Source organism: Marinobacter lutaoensis, from assembly GCF_001981305.1.
GTDB lineage: Bacteria > Pseudomonadota > Gammaproteobacteria > Pseudomonadales > Oleiphilaceae > Marinobacter > Marinobacter lutaoensis.
In genome coordinates this window covers 1-18,005 of the sequence record NZ_MSCW01000002.1, presented here as the reverse complement: position 1 = coordinate 18,005, position 18,005 = coordinate 1, and the positions used below count along the sequence as shown (strand labels likewise).

The 18,005-nt window shown below is 65.4% G+C and carries 15 protein-coding genes and 1 pseudogene; 7 read left to right on the top strand and 9 right to left on the bottom strand.

Features of this window, described 5'->3' with window-relative positions; translation table 11 throughout:
• The first annotated feature begins 16 nt into the window (after positions 1–16).
• On the top strand, positions 17–2,212 hold the full coding sequence (locus tag BTO32_RS03225; RefSeq protein WP_084206767.1) for a patatin-like phospholipase family protein: 2,196 nt from the start codon (positions 17–19) through the stop codon (positions 2,210–2,212).
• Here the strand turns inward: BTO32_RS03225 and BTO32_RS03220 are convergent.
• From BTO32_RS03220 to BTO32_RS03210, 3 genes are all read right to left on the bottom strand, one after another.
• On the bottom strand, positions 2,206–2,886 hold the full coding sequence (locus BTO32_RS03220; RefSeq protein ID WP_076723135.1) for a GntR family transcriptional regulator: 681 nt from the start codon (positions 2,884–2,886) through the stop codon (positions 2,206–2,208). The genes BTO32_RS03225 and BTO32_RS03220 overlap by 7 nt on opposite strands.
• Positions 2,887–2,964: 78 nt before the next feature.
• Complete coding sequence (gene cls / locus BTO32_RS03215) at positions 2,965–4,395, bottom strand: cardiolipin synthase (protein ID WP_076723015.1); 1,431 nt, start codon at positions 4,393–4,395, stop codon at positions 2,965–2,967.
• Positions 4,395–5,471 (bottom strand): AraC family transcriptional regulator, encoded by a 1,077-nt coding sequence (locus BTO32_RS03210; RefSeq protein ID WP_076723014.1) that lies wholly within the window; start codon positions 5,469–5,471, stop codon positions 4,395–4,397. The genes cls and BTO32_RS03210 overlap by 1 nt, the downstream gene beginning before the upstream one ends.
• Positions 5,472–5,859: 388 nt before the next feature.
• Here BTO32_RS03210 and BTO32_RS03205 point away from each other — a divergent pair, with 388 nt between their 5' ends.
• The 4 genes from BTO32_RS03205 to BTO32_RS03190 all read left to right on the top strand — a co-directional run bounded on the left by BTO32_RS03205 (position 5,860) and on the right by BTO32_RS03190 (position 9,300).
• Positions 5,860–6,654 (top strand): alpha/beta fold hydrolase, encoded by a 795-nt coding sequence (locus BTO32_RS03205; RefSeq protein WP_076723013.1) that lies wholly within the window; start codon positions 5,860–5,862, stop codon positions 6,652–6,654.
• A gap of 35 nt (positions 6,655–6,689) precedes the next feature.
• On the top strand, positions 6,690–7,778 hold the full coding sequence (locus tag BTO32_RS03200; protein ID WP_076723012.1) for an SMP-30/gluconolactonase/LRE family protein: 1,089 nt from the start codon (positions 6,690–6,692) through the stop codon (positions 7,776–7,778).
• Complete coding sequence (locus BTO32_RS03195; RefSeq protein ID WP_076723011.1) at positions 7,775–8,239, top strand: acyl-CoA thioesterase; 465 nt, start codon at positions 7,775–7,777, stop codon at positions 8,237–8,239. Before BTO32_RS03200 ends, BTO32_RS03195 begins: the two co-directional genes overlap by 4 nt.
• Positions 8,240–8,310: 71 nt before the next feature.
• A complete protein-coding gene (locus BTO32_RS03190; RefSeq protein WP_076723010.1) occupies positions 8,311–9,300 on the top strand; it encodes an NADP-dependent oxidoreductase in 990 nt (329 codons plus the stop codon).
• An 8-nt stretch (positions 9,301–9,308) separates the two neighbouring features.
• On the opposite strand, the gene BTO32_RS03185 is transcribed toward BTO32_RS03190, so the two are convergent.
• The 4 genes from BTO32_RS03185 to BTO32_RS03170 form a co-directional block, all read right to left on the bottom strand.
• On the bottom strand, positions 9,309–11,177 hold the full coding sequence (locus tag BTO32_RS03185) for a cation:proton antiporter (RefSeq protein ID WP_076723009.1): 1,869 nt from the start codon (positions 11,175–11,177) through the stop codon (positions 9,309–9,311).
• Positions 11,178–11,197: 20 nt separating this feature from the next.
• Positions 11,198–11,989 carry a tRNA cyclic N6-threonylcarbamoyladenosine(37) synthase TcdA gene (tcdA, locus tag BTO32_RS03180; RefSeq protein ID WP_076723008.1) on the bottom strand — a complete coding sequence of 264 codons (792 nt, stop codon included), beginning with the start codon at positions 11,987–11,989 and terminating at the stop codon, positions 11,198–11,200.
• Positions 11,990–12,236: 247 nt separating this feature from the next.
• Complete coding sequence (locus tag BTO32_RS03175; protein WP_076723007.1) at positions 12,237–12,866, bottom strand: ChrR family anti-sigma-E factor; 630 nt, start codon at positions 12,864–12,866, stop codon at positions 12,237–12,239.
• Positions 12,863–13,510, bottom strand: coding sequence for a sigma-70 family RNA polymerase sigma factor (locus BTO32_RS03170; protein ID WP_245820258.1), 648 nt, complete (start codon positions 13,508–13,510; stop codon positions 12,863–12,865). Before BTO32_RS03170 ends, BTO32_RS03175 begins: the two co-directional genes overlap by 4 nt.
• Positions 13,511–13,694: 184 nt before the next feature.
• On the opposite strand from BTO32_RS03170, the gene BTO32_RS03165 reads away from it, so the two are divergent.
• Positions 13,695–14,744 carry an AraC family transcriptional regulator gene (locus BTO32_RS03165; protein WP_076723005.1) on the top strand — a complete coding sequence of 350 codons (1,050 nt, stop codon included), beginning with the start codon at positions 13,695–13,697 and terminating at the stop codon, positions 14,742–14,744.
• Here BTO32_RS03165 and speA read toward each other — a convergent pair.
• Positions 14,729–16,639, bottom strand: coding sequence for a biosynthetic arginine decarboxylase (gene speA / locus BTO32_RS03160; protein WP_076723004.1), 1,911 nt, complete (start codon positions 16,637–16,639; stop codon positions 14,729–14,731). The two genes, BTO32_RS03165 and speA, sit on opposite strands and share 16 nt — an antisense overlap.
• Before the next feature lie 203 nt (positions 16,640–16,842).
• On the opposite strand from speA, the gene speE reads away from it, so the two are divergent.
• The gene (gene speE, locus BTO32_RS03155; RefSeq protein WP_076723003.1) at positions 16,843–17,724 is read left to right on the top strand and encodes a polyamine aminopropyltransferase; all 882 of its coding nucleotides are present in this window, start codon (positions 16,843–16,845) and stop codon (positions 17,722–17,724) included.
• 2 nt (positions 17,725–17,726) lie between these two features.
• Here the strand turns inward: speE and BTO32_RS03150 are convergent.
• Positions 17,727–18,005, bottom strand: a pseudogene (locus BTO32_RS03150) (WD40 repeat domain-containing protein); the annotation flags it as partial.

Below are 18,005 nucleotides of genomic sequence, written 5' to 3'. Positions count from 1 at the left end.
GCAACGGAGGTCAGCCATGAAACGGCTGTTGCTGGCGCTGTGCCTGTGGCTGCCACTGTCCGTGTCCGGGCAGGAGGCGGCGGAGCGGCCGACCATCGGCCTGGTCCTCAGTGGCGGCGGCGCCAAGGGCATGGCCCATGTCGGGGTGCTGCGGGTCCTGGAGGAGATGCACATCCCGGTCGACGTGGTGGTGGGCACCAGTGCCGGGTCGGCGGTGGGGGCCCTGTATGCCTCCGGCATGTCGGTGGCGGAGATCGAGCAGCGCTTCATCAACATGGACTGGCTGTCCAGTTTCCGTGACGACCCCGGCCGGGTCTACAAACCGGTACGCCGGAAACAGGACGAGCGCCGCTTTCCGGTGGTGCCGGGGCTAGGCATCCGCGCCGACGGGCTGCACGTGGGCGGCGGCATCGTGGCGGGCCAGAACCTTGGCTTCATTCTCAATGAACTGACCCACAGCGCAGCCCTGGTGGAGGATTTTGACAAGCTGGCGATTCCGTTCCGGGCGGTGGCAACGGACCTGGCCACCGGCGAGCAGGTGGTGATCGGTGACGGCAGCCTGGCCGAGGCGATTCGCGCCAGCATGAGCATTCCCGGGGTCTACGCGCCGGTGGAGCGTCAGGGACGGCTGCTGGTGGATGGCGGCATCGCCAACAATCTGCCCATCAGTGTGGCCCGGTCGCTGGGCGCTGACGTGGTGATCGCAGTGGACATTACCGATCCGTTGCTGGACGCGGAAAAGCTGAAAGAAGCGTTCTCGGTGCTCGGCCAACTCACCACCCTGCTGACCCGCCGCAACACCGACCAGCAGCTGGCGCAGCTGGGCGATCGGGATGTTCTGATCCGGCCCGACCTGCAGGGGCTCACATCGGCGGATTTTTATCAGGCGCCGATGCTGTTTGAACTGGGCGCCTCGGCGGCCCGGGAGCACGCCGTCGAGCTCAGTCGGTTTCAGGTGTCCCGGGTCGCCTGGACCGCCTACAAGGCGAAACTCTCGTCCCGGGCCTACGGCAGTGGCCCGGTGGCACGGATCGACGTTAGAGGCGGTGGCAGTCTGGCCCGTGAGTTCATCCGGGAGCGCATCGGCCAGCGGATCGGTGCACCCCTGGATGTGGCCAGGCTGGAAGCCGACCTTAAGCGGATCTATGGCCTGGGTTATTACGAAACCGTGTCCTACGCCCTGTCGCCCTCGCCGGAGGGCACCGTTCTGACGATTCGGCTCAAGGAGAAGAGCTGGGGCCCCAACTATCTGTCTTTCGGCCTCAGTTACGAGGACAACTTTAATGGCGACACCCGTTTCAACATCGCCTCGGCGGTGCGCATGACGGAACTCAACCGGCTGGGGGGCGAGTGGCACACCGGTGTGCAGCTGGGCACCCAGCCCTGGGCCAGAACCCAGTGGTATCAGCCGCTGGGGTACGGCTACGATCGCTTTCTGGTACTCGGTGGTGAGTACAACCGTGACGACATCCGGGTCTATGACGACGACGGCCGCCGCGTCGCCGAGGTTGATGTCAGCGTCCGCAGCGCCGATCTGGGTCTGGGCATGGAGTTGGGGGGCAATGCCGAGGTCCGGGCCACCTATACTCGGGGCTATGCCACCGTGGATGAGCAGGTGGGGCAGGCGGTAGCGCCCGACGATCCGATCCATCAGGGCAATGTGCAGCTGCGCCTGGTGCACGATTCCCTGGACGACGCCTTTTTCCCGACGGACGGGGCCTTTGCCGGGCTGAAGGCCCGGTTCGAGCGGGAGGACCTGGGCTCGGAGCGGCATTTCGACACGGTCACCGCGATGGGGCTGGGAACGGGAAGCTGGCGTGGCTTCACCCTGACCGGTCTGGTGTACGCCGAAGGCGCTACCCGCGGCGAGCCGGGGGTGGAAAACCATGTGCGGCTGGGGGGATTCCGGCGCCTGTCGGCCTATGCTCCGGGCCAGATCACCGGCGAGAGTGGCGCCATGGCCGCGCTTTACGCCAGCCAGCGTTTCGGCGGCCCCCTGTGGCCCTGGTTCGCTGGGGCCGGTTTCGAGGCGGGCAACGCCTGGCCGTCGCTGGGCGAGGCGAGCTGGGATGACACCCTCAAATCCTGGAGCCTGTTCGCCGGTGTCGACACCTTCCTCGGTCCGGTGCAGCTCGCGGCGGCCTACAACACTGAGGATGACTGGACCGCCTACCTCAACATCGGTTTCTCGTTCACCCAGCTGTTCTACTGAAGCGGCGCCCCGGCCGGGGCCGCCAGGGCATCCAGCACCTGCTGGCATTGCTGTTGGGCATAGCGGTGCAGGATGTCCGCGAGCCGTTCCTCGTCGCGGGCGCGAATGGCGGCGATGGAGGCCTCCATGTGCGCCAGGTTGTCCTCGAGGACGCGGCGGCCGCCCCGCTGGAAGGCCACGAAGGCGCAGCGGCGGGCGGAGGGCCAGAGGTCGTCGATGGCGGTTTCGATGAAGTAGTTGTCGGCATACGCGAGCGAGGCCTTGGTGTATTCGATACCCAGTTCCAGAAAGGTCGTCAGGTCGCCCCGCGCGTGGCAGTCCCGCATCTGTCGATACAGCGCTTCCAGCCGTGCCATGTCCTCCGGGCACCACTGGCGGACCAACTTTCGCCCGGTGTGGGTGAGATACAGTTCCAGGGTTTCGTGCAGGCTGCGCACGAAGTGCGCGTCCAGTGGCGTGACCACCGCCCCCTTGCGAGGGATGTTGCGGACCAGATGACGCTTTTCGAGCAGCAGCAGGCCCTCGCGTATGGAACCGTGGCTGACGTCCATCTCCTTGGCCATGGCGGCTTCGTAGATGCGCTCGCCCGACCGTAGCTGGCCAAAGACGATCCGGTTTTCGAGGTGGCGGGCAACCTGCTCGACCAGGGTTGCCCGGGGTTTAAACGCGCTCATGTCGGTGACTGCGGTTGCGGTTGGCGATGCCCGCATATTCTCACATTCCGGCGGGCCCGAACCAGTCTGCCGGACCGGTCACAGCAGGGGGGCGGCCAGGCGGGCCGCCCGGCAGGCCAGCCGGAACAGTATGGAGCGGTCCTGATAGTCGCGTTCGGTCATCAGCTGACAATGCGCCAAGTCGCCCTCCAGCATGCGGTGCACGTCCCGGACAAAGTCCGGATCGGTGTTGACCGCCATGATCTCGAAGTTGAGCCGCATCGAGCGGTTGTCCAGATTGGCGGTGCCGACGGCGGCGTAGCGGTCGTCCACCAGAACCACTTTCTGGTGCATGAACCCGCGTTGGTAGCGGTAGATGCCGATGCCGGCCTGGCAGGCCTGGACCAGGTGGGAGTAAGCGGCCAGCTTGACCAGGGCGTTGTCCGAGGTCTCGGGAATCAGGATCCGGACGTCGACGCCCCGCAGGGCGGCCAGCTGCAGGGCGTTCATGACCTGGAAATCCGGCACGAAGTAGGGCGAGGCGATCCAGACGCGGTGGCGGGCGTTGTTGATGCAGTTCAGGAAGAACAGGGTGCAGGTTTCCCAAGGGTCGGCCGGGCCGGTGGGCAGAATCAGCACTTCCTGGTCACCCGGGGTGTGGCGGCTGGCGCTCCAGTCCAGGGTCGGCAGGGTGTCGCTGGCCCAGTTCCAGTCTTCCAGCCAGGCCAGCTGGAGCCCGGCGACGGCCGGGCCCTCGATGCGGCAATGGGTGTCCCGCAGCGGCTCCTGGTCCATCGCCGTGCCCAGATACTCGTCGCCCAGGTTGATGCCGCCGACGAAGCCCACCTGGCCATCGCACACCAGCAGTTTGCGGTGGTTCCTGAAGTTGATCTGGAGGCGCCGGCGCCGGATGTTGCCGTTGTCGAAGGCGGCAACCCGGGCGCCGGCCCGGGCCAGCTCCCGCAGGTACCGGCGGGGCAGCCAGACACTGCCGATGTTGTCGTACAGGAACCAGACATCAACACCCTGGGCCAGCTTGCGCTCCAGAATGGCCTTGATGCGTTGGCCAACACGGTCGGAACGGACGATGTAGAACTCCAGGAGGATGTAGTGACGGGCGTTCTCCATGGCCTCAAACAGCGCCTCGAAGGTGGCCTCGCCGTCGCGCAGCAGGGTGCAGCGGTTGCCGTCGGTGAACGGCAGGCGGCTGAGCTTGCACAGCACCTGCAGTTCGTCCCGGAATCGGTCGCTGCCCGGCGCTGGGATGGACGTGGCTTGGCGCTCGAAACGGTCGAGCAGGTCGGTGAGCGCCTGGTCCAGGCCCCGGCGGGCCTTGATATAGCCGCCGAAACGGTAGCGCCCGATCAGTACGAACAGGGGCACAGCGAGGTAGGGCAGGCCGAGCAGCCCAATGATCCAGGCCAGGGCGCCCTGGGACGTCCGGTAGGTCAGCAGGATCCGGTAGATGCAGGCCAGCGCCGCCAGGTACAGCGCGCCGACGGCCAGCGCAACCAGCGAAGAAGCGTCCATCAGCGTTTCCGTCGTCGTTGGGTGGACGGAGGCGCATTCGCCCCCCGATGTTGGGCACGGTACTGGGCCGGCGCCATGCCTGTCCAGCGCTTGAACGCCCGACTGAAGGCACTCAGCTCGGAGAACCCAAGCAGGAAGGCGATTTCACTCAGGGCGTACGGGCTGTCCGCCACGTAGCGCAGGGCCTTGTCTTTGCGCACCTGCTCCACCAGCTCGTGAAAGCTCAGCCCCTCCTTTTTTAGGCGTCGGTACAGGGTCTGCCGGCTCATGTGGCATTGGCTGGCGAGGGTTTCAGCGTCGATCCGGTCAGTGGCCATCTGCCGGGCGATCAGGCGTCGTACCCTGCGGCTGAAGGCGCGTCGCGTCCGCAGCCGGGCCAGCAGGAAATTGACCTGACGCAGCACCGCTGAATAAACGTAGGGATTGCGGTGGGGAATGGGGTGGTCTAGGTGACGGGCCGGGAACGCCACCCGCATCCAGCCGTGGCCGAAGCTGGCCGGGCCACCGAGCAGGGTGTCGTATTCGCCGGCGTAGTCCGGCCGGGGATGGCCGATCTCGGCCCAGGTCGCGCGCATCTTCGGCAGGATGAAGTGTCGGGTCCGGCTCAGGGCGGCGGCCAGGGTGCGGTCCATGTCCTGGCGGCAGTACAGCTCCGGCGTGTCCGGCTGCCAGCAGAGGATGGCCAGTTCGCCCTCGCGCTCGAACGACAGGTTCACCGACTCGTTGATCAGCCGGTGCAGGCGCACGTACTGGGCCACGGCCTCGCCGAGGGTGTCGCAGTTGAAAAAGACATGCCCGACCAGGCCCATGCGCTCCGGGTCCACCACCTGGCCGGCATGCAGGCCGATGGCAGGATCGCCGGTGACCTGCTCGGCATGTTGCCACAACCGGTAGTGCGCCTCCGCCGGAATCCGCAGATCCGGGTTTTCCAGATCCCCCAGCGTGATGCCGAGCAGGGCCTCGACCCGTTCGGGAACCAGGACGCCCCGGTGCCTAAGGTAGTGCACCAGAGCCAGGGTGCTGGACGCCGCCACCCCAGGCGAGCCGTGGGTGGGCGCGGGTTGTGGTGAACTCACGTCATGCCTTCCCGTGGTCCGGCCAGGAGCCGGGCTGATACAAAATGTCAAACCTCTGGGACAGCGAGTCAACGTCCCCCGGTGTTAACAACGATAGCATTAGCCATTGAGGAAACCGTAGCAATTCACCGATAAGGTGCAGGAGGTCACGCCATGGATCATGAAATCTTTGTCCCCCACGACGACCAGGAGCGCCGGAATGTCCGGGCGCTGGAGGAGTACCTGAACAGCATCTTCTACGGCTGACCAACCGCCCCACGTTCACTGCCTGAAGCCGGGGCCTCCCGGCTTCTTCTTCGTGTTTGCCCCCGCCAGGGTGTCCCGCCCGCGAGGCGGATGGTAAGGTAGGCCCCCTGACACTGCTGTCTGTTCGGGAGGCTGCCTGTTCATGAGCGTTATGCTGAACCATCGAATTACCGGCGAGGGGAAACCCCTGATCCTGCTGCATGGCCTGTTTGGCTCCCTGGAGAATCTGGGTGGCATTGCCCGTCGTCTTCAGGACGAGTGGCAGATCCATGCCCTGGACGAGCGCAATCACGGGGCTTCGCCGCACACCGACACCATGGACTATCCCGCCATGGCCGGGGATGTCCTGGCCTACATGGACCAACAGGGGCTGGCGCGCGCGGCTCTGCTGGGGCACTCCATGGGCGGCAAGGTGGCCATGCAGGTGGCGTTGATGGCGCCGGAGCGCGTGGAACGCCTGATCGTGGCCGACATTGCACCGGTCACCTATCAGCCCCGGCACGACGCCATTCTGGAAGGACTCAAGGCCCTGGACCTGTCCCAGGTGCATTCCCGGCAGGACGCCGATCGCCTGCTGGCGGAGTTCGTGGACTCCGTGGCCACCCGCCAGTTCCTGCTCAAGAATCTTGAACGCATGCCCCGTGACGAACAGACCGAGGGCGGGCCGACGTTCCGCTGGCGCCTGAACTTGCCGGTGATTGACGCCTGCTACGGCAATCTGGCCAAGGCCCCCGAGGGGGACGGCCCCTATGATGGCCCGGTACTGTTCCTGAAAGGGGCCGATTCCGCCTACATCCAGGACAAGCACCGGGATACCATTCTGCGCCTGTTCCCGGCGGCGGAAGTGCGCGTGATCCAGGGCACCGGCCACTGGTTACACGCGGAGAAGGCCGATACCTTTGCCGCCTTGTGCCGGCGCTTTCTGCGGAGCGATTGAGCAACGATCAAGGGTCGGGCCCGGGGAGGTCGGTGATGAAATGGATACTGCTGGGCGCGCTGGCGATGTTCCTGCTGCTGGGCGGTTTCCTGTTGACGCCCTCGCCCATCGACAGCCAGGCTTGGCAGGCCCCTCCGCCTCCGGCGCTGACCGGTGTTCTGGCGCCCAATGAGCGGTTGCGCCAGGCGGAACTGCTGGCACCGGGCCAGGTGTCCGGCCCCGAAGACAGCACCGTGAGCGCGGACGGCGTGCTGTATGCCGGTACCCTGGCTGGCGATATCGTCCGGGTCTTTCCCGATGGCCGCGTGCAGCGCTGGGTCGAAACCGGTGGTCGTCCGCTGGGTATGGTGTTCGACCACCGTGGCAACCTGATCGTGGCCGATGCCGTCCGTGGGTTGTTGTCGGTCAGCCCGGGCGGGCAGGTGACGTTGCTGTCCCGGGAGGCGGAGGGGACGCCGTTCCGGTTCACCGATGATGTCGCCGTCGCCCCGGACGGGACGATTTACTTTACCGACGCCAGCGCCCGTTTTGGTTACACGGATTACTCCCTCGATCTGCTGGAGATGCGTCCCCACGGCCGCCTGCTCCAGTATTCCCCCCGTACCGGCAAGGCCCGGACCCTGCTGGGCAACCTGTATTTCGCCAACGGCGTGGTGGTGTCGCCGGATGGCGACTACCTGCTGGTGGCTGAAACTTGGAAATACCGTATCCTGCGTTACTGGCTCACCGGCCCCAGGGCGGGACGGGCGGAGGTGTTCGCCGATAACCTGCCGGGGTTTCCCGACAACCTGGCGGTGGATGCCGACGGGCATTACTGGGTGGCCTTTCCAACCCGCCGCAACGACTCGGTGGATGCCCTGCACCGATCACCCTGGCTCAAGAACTTGGTGGCCAAGCTACCGGAACGGTTCAGGCCGGCGCCTGAGCCCTATGGCTTAGTGATGGCATTTGACGACCGCGGCTGGGCGCTGATCAGCCTGCACGACACCCAAGGTCTGCACCTGCGCGAGATCACCTCCGCCAACCCCCATGACGGGTATCTATACTTTGGTTCACTTCACAACGACCGCATCGGCCGGCTACCGTTGCCGGCGATTCCGGAATTGAGAGAGCCTGCACCATGAGCGTCGACATCGATTGGGATCTGCCCGACCCGTACGTGCTTGAAATCCGGGTGCGTGCCGAGGACACCGACCGCCTCGGGCATGCCAACAACGTGGTGTACGTGCGCTGGCTGGAAGAGGTCAGCTGGGCGCATATCGAGAGCCTGGGCATGACTTGGGCCCTGCACGAGGAAACCGGCAAGGCGATGGCCATTACTCGTACCGAGATTGATTATCTGGCCCCGGCCAACGCGGGCGACCAGCTGTTGCTGGGAACCTGGTTGACCGGTTTCGACGGTCGCTTCCGTTCCTCCAGGCAGTTCCAGTTGGTGCGTCCGGCCGACGGCAGGACCCTGGTTCGGGCTTTGTCGACCCATGCCTGCGTGGACATGCGGAGCCAGCGGCCGGCACGGGCCCCGGAGGCCTTTGCCCGGATCCTCGCCGGGGCGTCCGTGCCCGGCGGCCGCCCGGCCCTGGACTGACCTGCCGGGACGGTGGAATTCTGCTAGTCTGAAAGCGTCTGCCTGTTGCTACCCCCTGCCTGGAGAAGTTCATGACCCCGATACACGATGACAAGCCGAGTGATGCCAGCATGCGCCGGGTGATTTACCCGCAGTTCGGCGGCCCCGAGGTGCTGCAGGTCGCCACCGGGCCGGTGCCGGAGCCCGCTCCGGGGCAGGTCCTGATCCGGGTCCATGGAGCCGGGCTGAATCCGATCGACTGGAAGACCCGCAAGGGGTTGGGGTTCGCCGCCCGGCAGATTGAATCCCGGCTGCCCTGGACGCCGGGCTACGACGTGGCCGGGGAAGTGGCTGCGGTGGGCGCCGGTGTGACCACCCTGGTGCCGGGGGACCGGGTCATGGGCCTGGTCGGTTTCCCGACCGAGGGCGGTGGTTACGCCGAGTACGCCCTGGCGCGGGCGGACGAGCTGGCCCTGGTCCCGGAGGAGCTGGATCTGGTGACCGCCGGTGCCGTTCCCCTGGCGGCCCTGACCGCCTGGCAGGGACTGTTTGAAATGGGCAAGCTGGAATCGGGGCAGAAGATCCTGATCCATGCCGGTGCTGGCGGCGTCGGCCACTTCGCCGTGCAGTTCGCATTGGAGCGGGGGGCGCACGTGATCGCCACCGCCTCCGCCCGCAACCGCGACTTTCTGGCGGAGCTGGGGGTGCACGAGGTGATCGACTATCAGTCTGTTGACTTCGTCGAGGAATGCTACGGCCTGGACATGGTTCTGGACCTGGTCGGCGGCGAGGTCGGCAAGCGCTCGCTGCACACGCTGGGCGAGTACGGTGTGTTGGTCACCATCCCGACCGTGACCGCCGACGACATTGTCAGTGCCGCCGAGGCCATGGGCCTGCGTGCCCATGGCATGACCGTCCGGCCCGACGTGTTTCACTTGGACGAGATCGCGGAGCTGATCGAGGACGGGGATGTGCGGGTACACCTGGACGGCCGGTACCGGCTGGACCAGGTGCAGGAAGCCCACGAACGCCTGGAGGGGGGCCACGTCCGGGGCAAACTGGTACTCGACTGCCGCGACTGAGGTGGCGGTCAGCCCGGTGCCGCCCCCGTCTGGCCGTCGCCATCGGGTGCCCGGTCCGGAGTGTCCCGCTCCCGGCGCTCCTTGGGCGCCTGAGGCGGCACCAGGCTGATCAGTACCGAACCTTCCTCCGGACTCAGTTCTTCCACCTTGCGCACCGGTGTGACATGGCCCTTGCCGCTGACCACGAACAGCATCAGGGCCTGGTGCTGATATTCCTTGAGAAAGTCCTCGTAACTGAACGCCTCGCTCAGTTGGGTCGTTTTCACGGTGTACCCCTGGCTCGCAAGGCTGGCCAGTTTGGCGTAGCTGACGCCGCCGAACAGCCCACGGGTGGCCTGGATCTTCTCCGCGGTCTGGTGCCGCGCCTTCTGATCCTGGTCGCCTTCCGCCAGACTGAATACGCACTGGCTCCCGAACCAGTCCAGGAAGTGGTAAGTGGCCAGGGAGTTCATGTGCTTGTAGGGCGAGATCACCAGCAGCCGGCCGATGCCGGTCAGGTCCAGGTGCGTGGAGGCATGCTCGGATACCGGGTTGCCGAAGTAAACCTGCAGGTTGTCCATGCGCGCCTGGCGTACGTTTTCCCAGTTGGTGTCGGCCAGCACCACCGGCACGTCGTGCTTCTTCAGAGCCTGGGCGATCATCCGGGCCATCTTGTTGGCACCCAGGATCAGGAAACCGTATTCGGCCGGTTGCGCCACCTTGAGCAGCCGGGCCAGGGGCCGGGCGGTCAGGCTTTGCAGCGTCACGGTGGTGATGATCAGCATGAACACCAGGGGAACCAGGGTGCCGGCGCTGTCATAGCCCAGTGACTGCAGCTGATAGGCAAACAGGGCGGACACCGCCGCCGCAACGATACCCCGGGGCGCGACCCAGCTCAGGAACAGCTTTTCCCGAAGGTTCAGCTCGGTGCCGACCGCCGACAGGAAGATGCTCAGTGGCCGTGCCACCAGCATCAGGGCGGCCAGCACGATGGCCAGTGACCAGCCCAGGTCTGCGATGGCGGCGAATTCGACCCGGGCGGCCAGAATGATGAACAGGGCGGAGATCAGCAGCACGCTGAGGGATTCCTTGAACTCCAGAATGCTGTCGATCGGCACCTGTTTCATGTTGGCCATCCAGAGGCCCATGATGGTGACGGTGAGCAGGCCGGACTCGTGCGCCAGCTCGTTGGAAATACCGTAGACCCCCAGCATGAAGGTGAGGGTGCCGGCGTTATGCAGGTACTGGGGAATCCAGTGCTTGCGCAGCACCAAGCCGTTCAGGTAACCGGCGCCGGCGCCGATGGCGAATCCCACCAGCAGGGTCTTGCCGAAGATGTAAAGGGAATGGCCAAAGACATTGCCTTGGCCCCAGGACACGATGCCTTCGAATACCAGTACCGCCAGCAGGGCCCCAACCGGGTCGATGATGATGCCTTCCCAGCGCAGGATATTGGCCAGCTTGGCTTCCGGCCGCACCGACCGGAGCAGCGGCGCGATCACGGTGGGGCCGGTCACGATGGAAATGGCGCCGAACAACAGGGCCACCTCCCAGGACACCGCCAGTGCCCAGCGCGCCGCCAGGGTGCCGATCGCGCAGGTAACGAGGGCGCCGATGGGCACCAGGTTGCGGACCATGCGACCGTGACCGCGGATTTCATCGTAGCGCAGCGTCAGGCTGCCTTCGAACAGGATGATGGCCACCGCCAGCGACACCACCGGAAACAGCAGGTCGCCGAAGACCGTCGCCGGATCCAGGAAGCCCAGCATCGGCCCGGCGGCGATGCCGCCGGCCAGCAGGAACAGGATCGCGGGCATGCGTACGCGCCAGGCCAGCCACTGGCAAAACAGCGAGACCACACCAATGCCGGCGAGAACCATGACAGTGCTGAAGGGCATAAAACGTCGGAATCCTTGGCTTATGAATGGGCCCGTCTGGCGATTCGGCTCAGCAGCCGGGATGCGGCAACGAAACCGAAGGTGGCCGTCACCGGGCTGGCCGCGCCGAATCCGGAGGCACAGTCCAGCCGGACCGGCCCTCCGGTAGCCGGCTTCTGCTGGCAGACCTCGCCATCTCCGGCAGGATACGTGAGCTGCTCCAGAGAGTATACGGCCTCGATGCCGAACCGCCGCTTGGGATTTCGGGAAAAACCATACTCCCGGCGCAGCAGGTTGCGAACCTTGGCCAGCAGGGGGTCTTGGGTGGTTCGGCTGAGATCGGCCACCTGAATCTGGGTCGGGTCCATCTGACCCCCGGCGCCGCCGGCACAGACCAGCGGGATCTTGCGGCGCTGGCAGTGGGCGATCAGGGCCGCCTTGGCCTTGACGCTGTCGATGGCGTCCACCACGCCGGTCATGTCGGCGGGAATCAGCTCGGCCACGTTTTTGGGCGTCAGGAAGGCAAAATGGGTGTGCACCGTGGCGTGCGGATTGATGGCCCGCACCCGCTCGGCCATGACCTCCGTCTTGGTCCGGCCGTAGTGCCCGTCCAGGGCATGCAGTTGGCGGTTGGTGTTGGAGACGCAGATGTCGTCCATGTCGATCAGGGTCAGGGTGCCGATGCCGCTTCGGGCCAGGGCCTCGACGGCCCAGGAACCGACCCCACCAAGGCCGACCACGGCGATGTGAGCGTTGCGGAAGGCGTCAAGGGCGCGGCGACCATAGAGGCGCTCGATGCCCCCGAAGCGAAATGCGTAATCGTCTGCGAGCATGCCGTCTCCTGCTGAGCCGGCCGGAGCCGGCGGCCGAAAAGCGCCATTGTAACCCAGGGCCTGGGGACGGATGAAAAGGGGGGAATAAAAAAAGCCACGCGGGGCGTGGCTTCAAGCAAACCCTTGTCCTGAAGGACGCAGGCCGGACTAGTTCAGAGACACTAATCAACGGATCCATTATCGGGCCCGGAGCCGGCGGGCTGGAAGGTCACAAGGTGCCATTGGCCGGTCATTTGCGGCCAGTCCGCTAGCGGATGAAGGGGTTGAGCAGGCGCGTGAACCGGCCGGTCAGACGCACTGGCGCGCTCAGCACCGACAAGGTGATGCAGTCCTCGCAACCCACCGCCACGGGCGTGTGTTCGTGGTGTTGGTCCAGGGCCACGAAATCCCATTGCCGGAACACGCCGTTCTGGTCGGCGAAGGCGCCCTGAAGCACGAGGGTGGTTTCGTTGCCCCGGTGGGTGTGAGCCGGGGCCTTGCCGCCCGCGGCCAGCTTCTGCAGTACGACTCGGTCCGGCTGATCCGGGAAGCGGTCGGTGATGTCCAGCACGCTGATGTCACCGAACTGACGTTTCCAGGGCAGCTGGTTCAGGTCGCGACCGAGCAGGGCCTGCAACGGCGCCGGACGCGGCGGTGGCGCGCTGGCTGGAGGCGTCTGGTCGAGACGGGCGAGGATGGCCTCGAAGGAGCCCTCGGGCAGGCTGACCCTGGGCTGGTGCTCCATCAGAACCGCGCCAAGACTGTCCAGCATGTCCACGCGGCTACGGCAGTAGGGGCACTGATCCAGGTGCAACCGGACGCACAGGGCCAGAGGCTCGCTCAGGTTGCCCGCGCTGTACTCCATCAGGGTCAGACTGTCGGGATGATGCTGGCTCATGAGTCCTGGTCCTGCAAGATGACCTTGAGCTTGTTCAGGGCCAAGCGTACCCGGCTCTTCACGGTGCCGAGGGGGATCTCGAGTTCATCGGCCACCGCCTGGTGCGATTTGTTTTCCATGTAGACCTTGGCTATCACCGTCAGCTGTTCCTCCGGCAGCTGGCTGAGGGACTGACGGACCCGTTTCTCCGACATCAGCCGGTGCAGCGAAGTGACCGGTTCGTCCTCGTACTCGCCGGGGATCTGCCACAGGTCGTCCGTTGCCACGCTCCGCTCGACGCGGGTTCGGCGCATTTTCCGCAGCATGTCGATGCGCTGGTTCCGGGCGATGGTGAAAATCCAGGTGGACGCGGCGGCCTTGCGCCAGTCATACAGACAGGAGCGGCGCCAGATGGACACGAACACCTCCTGGACCAGTTCGTCGGCGTGGCTGGCCAGGCCGTTGGCCATGGCATAGTACTTGATCTGTGGGCCAAAATGTTCGAACAGCGCCTGGTATGCCGCCCGGTCCTGGTGCCGGCCCACATTTTCCAGCAGCTGGCCCCAGGGGTCGCGGGGCGAGTCCGTCCGCGTGGGATTCTGGTCGGTGGTGGTCACCAATCGCTCCTTGACTCTGGCGGGGGCTGAACGGGTCTTGTCCATCATTCTAGGAACTCGTCACAGGTTTGTCAGTGTCGGGTGATACGCTGACGCGGCGCCGGTGGATCAGGCCAGGCGCCGGTTCTGGCACTAGCGCCGCTGGCGCGACGTCGGTCGGGTGATTGCCGCTGGCCGCCCGGCCGCCTACCCTGAGCCTGATTCCCCGCGACCCGGAGGCAAGACCGCTGCCATGAACGTTCACGACCCGAACGGCAACCTGCCGGTGATCCGTGCGCATTACGCGGACATCCTGTGCCAGCTGGCGGAGGAGCTGGGCGTGCCCAGGGGCGCCTTGCTGGGGGCCGCCGGTATCCGACGGTCGCTGCTGGGCCATCCGGATAATTGCCTGACGGTGGCGCAGTTCACCCGTCTGTGCGAGGCGGCCCTGATCCGCACCGGTGACGACGCCCTGGGGCTGGCCTTCGGGTTGCGGCTGAAATTCACCACCCACGGTTCCCTGGCCCAGGCGGCCATCAGCTGCGATACCCTGGCGGAGGCGCTGTCTGTTCTCATCCGCTATTTCCAGACCCGTTTTGCCTACATGACCCTGGTGTTCTTCACGGATGGCGACGAGGCGGTGCTGCAGCTGGATCCCGGTCACGCCTTCCGGAACCTCTATCGCTTCAACGTGGACGTGGTCATGGCCTCGCTGGTGGATGTCGGCCTGCTGCTATTCGGAGACCGGCTGATGACGGCGGGGCGCTGCCTGGTGGATTTCCCGGCGCCGGCGGATCCTGCGCCCTACCGCCGGCTGTTTGCCGACCGCATCACCTTCTCGGCGGGTGTCAACCAGCTGCGGTTTGCCTGCACCCTGCTGGAGCTGCCGATGGCGCTGTCCAATCCGGTTGCCCGGAGGGTAGCGGAGGCTCAGTGCGAGCAGGAACTGCGGTCGTTGCAAACGGTGCTGTCCGCCCGTGCCCAGGTGCGGCGTTGCCTGGGGGCGGTCCGGGAGGGACGTTTGCCCGGACTGGACGAGGTGGCCCGTCAGCTGGGCTGGTCGTCGCGCACCCTGCGGCGTCGGTTGGCGTCGGAGGGCTGCCGGTTCCAGACCCTGCAAGAGGAGGTGCAGCACCAGCGGGCCTTGGTGTTGCTGCGCCGCCGGGCGTTGACCCTGGAGGACGTGGCGGAGGCCCTGGGCTACAGCGACCCGTCCAACTTCGCCCGGGCCTTCCGCAAGTGGGAGGGCATGGCGCCCGGCACCTGGCGCCGGCGGGGCGCCGGCACTCAGTCCTCCAGGTAGGTATAGCCTTCCAGGCCGGAGGCCAGCTCCGCCAGCAGGGTTTCCTGCAGTTGCGCGGGCAACCCGCTGGTGGCGAATTTGTGGCGGTAGGCCTCCAACAGCCGTTCCGGCTCGAAATTCACGTATCTCAGCACCTTGGCCACGGTATCGCCCTGAATCGGTGCGCCGATGTCGTAGCCGCCTCGGTCATTGAGCCGCACATCCACCGAGTGGGTGTCCCCGAACAGGTTGTGCATGTCGCCCAGGATTTCCTGGTAGGCGCCGGTCATGAAGAAACCGATCAGCAACGGCTCGCCTGGCCGGTCCTCCGGCAGCGGCAGGGTGGTCTCGATGCCCTCGCCATCCACATAGTGGTCGATCCGGCCGTCGGAATCGCAGGTGATGTCCTGAATGACCGCGCGCCGGCTCAGGGGCCGGTCCAGGCCGTTGATCGGCATCACTGGGAAGATCTGGTCGATCCCCCAGACGTCGGGCAGGGACTGGAACAGCGAGAAGTTCACGAACAGTTTGTCGGCGAGCTTCTCGTTCAGTTCGTCGATGATTTCCCGGTGAGCCCGGTTGCTCCCGTCCAGGCGATTGCGCAGTAACCGACAGCAGTGCACGTATAGGGTCTCCGCCTGGGCCCGCTCCGGCAGGGACAGCAGACCGTGGGCAAACTGGCTGTGCACATCCGCCATGGCGTACATCAGGTCGTGGTAGATCTCCGCCAGTGACCGTGGCGAGGCGGCGTCCCGCAGGCTTTGCAGATCCCGGGCCAGGTCACGGAGCGGCCCCGGAGCATCCGGGGGCAGGTCGCTCGGTTCGCGTCGGTCCGGATACTCACGGTCGATGACGTTGGTGACCAGCACCGAGTGGTGGGCGGTGAGGGCACGGCCGGACTCGCTGATCAGATCCGGGTGGGGAATGCCGTGACGGTCGCATTCCGACTGCAGGACATGGATCACGTAGTAGGCGTATTCGTGCAGACTGTAATTCATCGAGCAGCTGCTGCGGGAGCGGGTGCCCTCGTAGTCCACACCCAGGCCGCCGCCGATATCAACGGTACGGATGGGGGCGCCCAGCCGGTGCAGTTCGGTGTAAAACCGGGCGCACTCGCGCAGGCCGGTCTGAATGTCCCGGATGTTGGCAATCTGTGAGCCGAGGTGAAAGTGCAGCAGTTGCAGGGAATCCAGGGCACCGGCAGCCCGGAGAGTGTCCACCACGTCCAGCACCTGGCTGGCGGACAGGCCGAACTTGGACTTTTCGCCGCCCGTGTTCTGCCAGTTGCCCTTGCCGATGGTGGCCAGGCGCGCGCGCACGCCGATCAGCGGCTTGACTTGCAGCTGCCGGGCTTGCTCCAGAATGATCGGCAGTTCCGACTGCTTCTCCACCACGATGAATACCCGGTGCCCCAGCTTCTGGCCAATCAGCGCCAGACGGATGTATTCCCGGTCCTTGTAACCGTTGCAGACGATCACCGAGCCCGGCTGCCTGGCCATCGCCAGCACCGCCATCAATTCCGGCTTGCTGCCCGCTTCCAGCCCCACTTGGCCGGCCGAGGCGGCCGGTTCGGTGGTGAGCAACTCTTCCACCACTCGGCGCTGCTGGTTAACCTTGATCGGGTAGACCGCGGTGTAGCGGCCCCGGTAGCCTTCCGCCTCGGCCACGGTATTGAACGCGCGGCACAGCCGATTGACGCGGTCATGGAGAATATCGGTGAAGCGGATCAGCACCGGCAGCGGAACCCCGGCCTGTTCCAAGCGGCGGGTCAGTTCTGGCAGGTTGATGCTGGCGGCGCTGTGGCCCCGATCGGGGCGGATCACCACCTCTCCCTGCGGATTAACGTCGATGTAGCCGTCGCTCCAGTGACGAATGTTGTAGACCTTGTGGGCGGGGGAACCGCTGGCTTCGCTCATGCTTGCTATCCTTTCAGGAAACCGGACCGGCGCCACGCCGGAGACATGGTCGCCATTTTAGGGACAAGCGTCGCCGGCTAAAAGCGGACGCTGTGGAAAATACGTGCGTCGGGGGCCCACCTGGGGCTTTCGGCCGGCCCCGACCCGGCCCTACAATACGCTCCTTTTTGACAACAGCCATGGTGCACAGCGGGAGGCAACCAATGACAGCATTGAACGACGGCTGGTTTACCGAGGTATTCCAGAATCAGGGCACCGCGTTTTCCCTTCAGGTCAAAGGCAAGCTGCACGAAGAGCAAACGCCCTACCAGACGCTGGAAATCTATGAAACGGAAACCTTCGGCAACCTGATGGTGCTGGACGGTTGCGTCATGCTGACCAGCCGCGACAACTTTCTGTATCACGAGATGATGACCCACCCGGCCCTGTTCACCCACAAGGATCCGAAAAAAGTGGTGATCATCGGTGGCGGTGACTGTGGCACCCTCAAGGAAGTGCTCAAGCACCCGGGGGTGGAGGAAGCCTGGCAGGTGGAAATCGACGAGCGGGTCACGCGGGTTTCCGAGAAGTATTTCCCGGAGCTGTGTGAAGCCAACAGCGACCCCCGGGCCAACTTCTTCTTCGGTGACGGCATCCAGTGGATTCGCGACGTGGAGCCAAACAGCATCGACGTGATCATCGTCGACAGCACTGACCCGGTAGGTCCGGCCGAGGGCCTGTTCGCCCTGGATTTCTATCGTGACGCCATGCTGGCTCTGAGGGAAGGGGGAATCATTGTGCAGCAGAGCGAGTCGCCGCTGTTGCACACCGACACCATCATCCGGTCGATTCACGAAGACATGCGCAAGGCCGGTTTCTGCCACGTTCAGACCCTGCCGTTCCCGCAACCGGTGTACCCCACCGGCTGGTGGAGCTGCACCATGGGCAGCAAAGACAATCCGCTGAAATACTTCCGTGAGGAAGACGCCAGCAACCGTCCGTTCGTAACCCGCTATTACAACCCGGGGGTTCATCACGGGGCCCTGGCGATGCCCCAGTTCATGGTGGATGCGCTCGAGGATGAAGTGATCCCCGAAGAGGGATAACCTTACTCCGCCACCCAGATGCGTTCCAGCGTGAGCGCCTCGGCGTTGAAGCGGTAGACACTGATGCCGCCCCCGGAGCGGTGCCCCATCACCAGGATGCCGGCCTCCGGGGCGGTGGCGATGGCGGTGTTGCGGGAGTACTGACTGCCGTAGGTGACCAGCTCGGGGGCGGCGCCGAGGTCGAAGTACTTCACGGGCCAGGGGCTGCCGGTCTCGAACAGGGCGGCGATGTGGCTGTTGTTGCCGAAGCGGAGGTAGTACCGGCTGTGGTCGATGAAGGC

Coding starts and splice junctions, on each gene's coding strand:
- BTO32_RS03225 (WP_084206767.1), top strand. CDS start 17: ATGAAACGGCTGTTGCTGGCGCTGTGCCTGTGGCTGCCACTGTCCGTG.
- BTO32_RS03220 (WP_076723135.1), bottom strand. CDS start 2,886: ATGAGCGCGTTTAAACCCCGGGCAACCCTGGTCGAGCAGGTTGCCCGC.
- cls (WP_076723015.1), bottom strand. CDS start 4,395: ATGGACGCTTCTTCGCTGGTTGCGCTGGCCGTCGGCGCGCTGTACCTG.
- BTO32_RS03205 (WP_076723013.1), top strand. CDS start 5,860: ATGAGCGTTATGCTGAACCATCGAATTACCGGCGAGGGGAAACCCCTG.
- BTO32_RS03200 (WP_076723012.1), top strand. CDS start 6,690: ATGAAATGGATACTGCTGGGCGCGCTGGCGATGTTCCTGCTGCTGGGC.
- BTO32_RS03195 (WP_076723011.1), top strand. CDS start 7,775: ATGAGCGTCGACATCGATTGGGATCTGCCCGACCCGTACGTGCTTGAA.
- BTO32_RS03190 (WP_076723010.1), top strand. CDS start 8,311: ATGACCCCGATACACGATGACAAGCCGAGTGATGCCAGCATGCGCCGG.
- BTO32_RS03185 (WP_076723009.1), bottom strand. CDS start 11,177: ATGCCCTTCAGCACTGTCATGGTTCTCGCCGGCATTGGTGTGGTCTCG.
- tcdA (WP_076723008.1), bottom strand. CDS start 11,989: ATGCTCGCAGACGATTACGCATTTCGCTTCGGGGGCATCGAGCGCCTC.
- BTO32_RS03175 (WP_076723007.1), bottom strand. CDS start 12,866: ATGAGCCAGCATCATCCCGACAGTCTGACCCTGATGGAGTACAGCGCG.
- BTO32_RS03170 (WP_245820258.1), bottom strand. CDS start 13,510: ATGATGGACAAGACCCGTTCAGCCCCCGCCAGAGTCAAGGAGCGATTG.
- BTO32_RS03165 (WP_076723005.1), top strand. CDS start 13,695: ATGAACGTTCACGACCCGAACGGCAACCTGCCGGTGATCCGTGCGCAT.
- speA (WP_076723004.1), bottom strand. CDS start 16,639: ATGAGCGAAGCCAGCGGTTCCCCCGCCCACAAGGTCTACAACATTCGT.
- speE (WP_076723003.1), top strand. CDS start 16,843: ATGACAGCATTGAACGACGGCTGGTTTACCGAGGTATTCCAGAATCAG.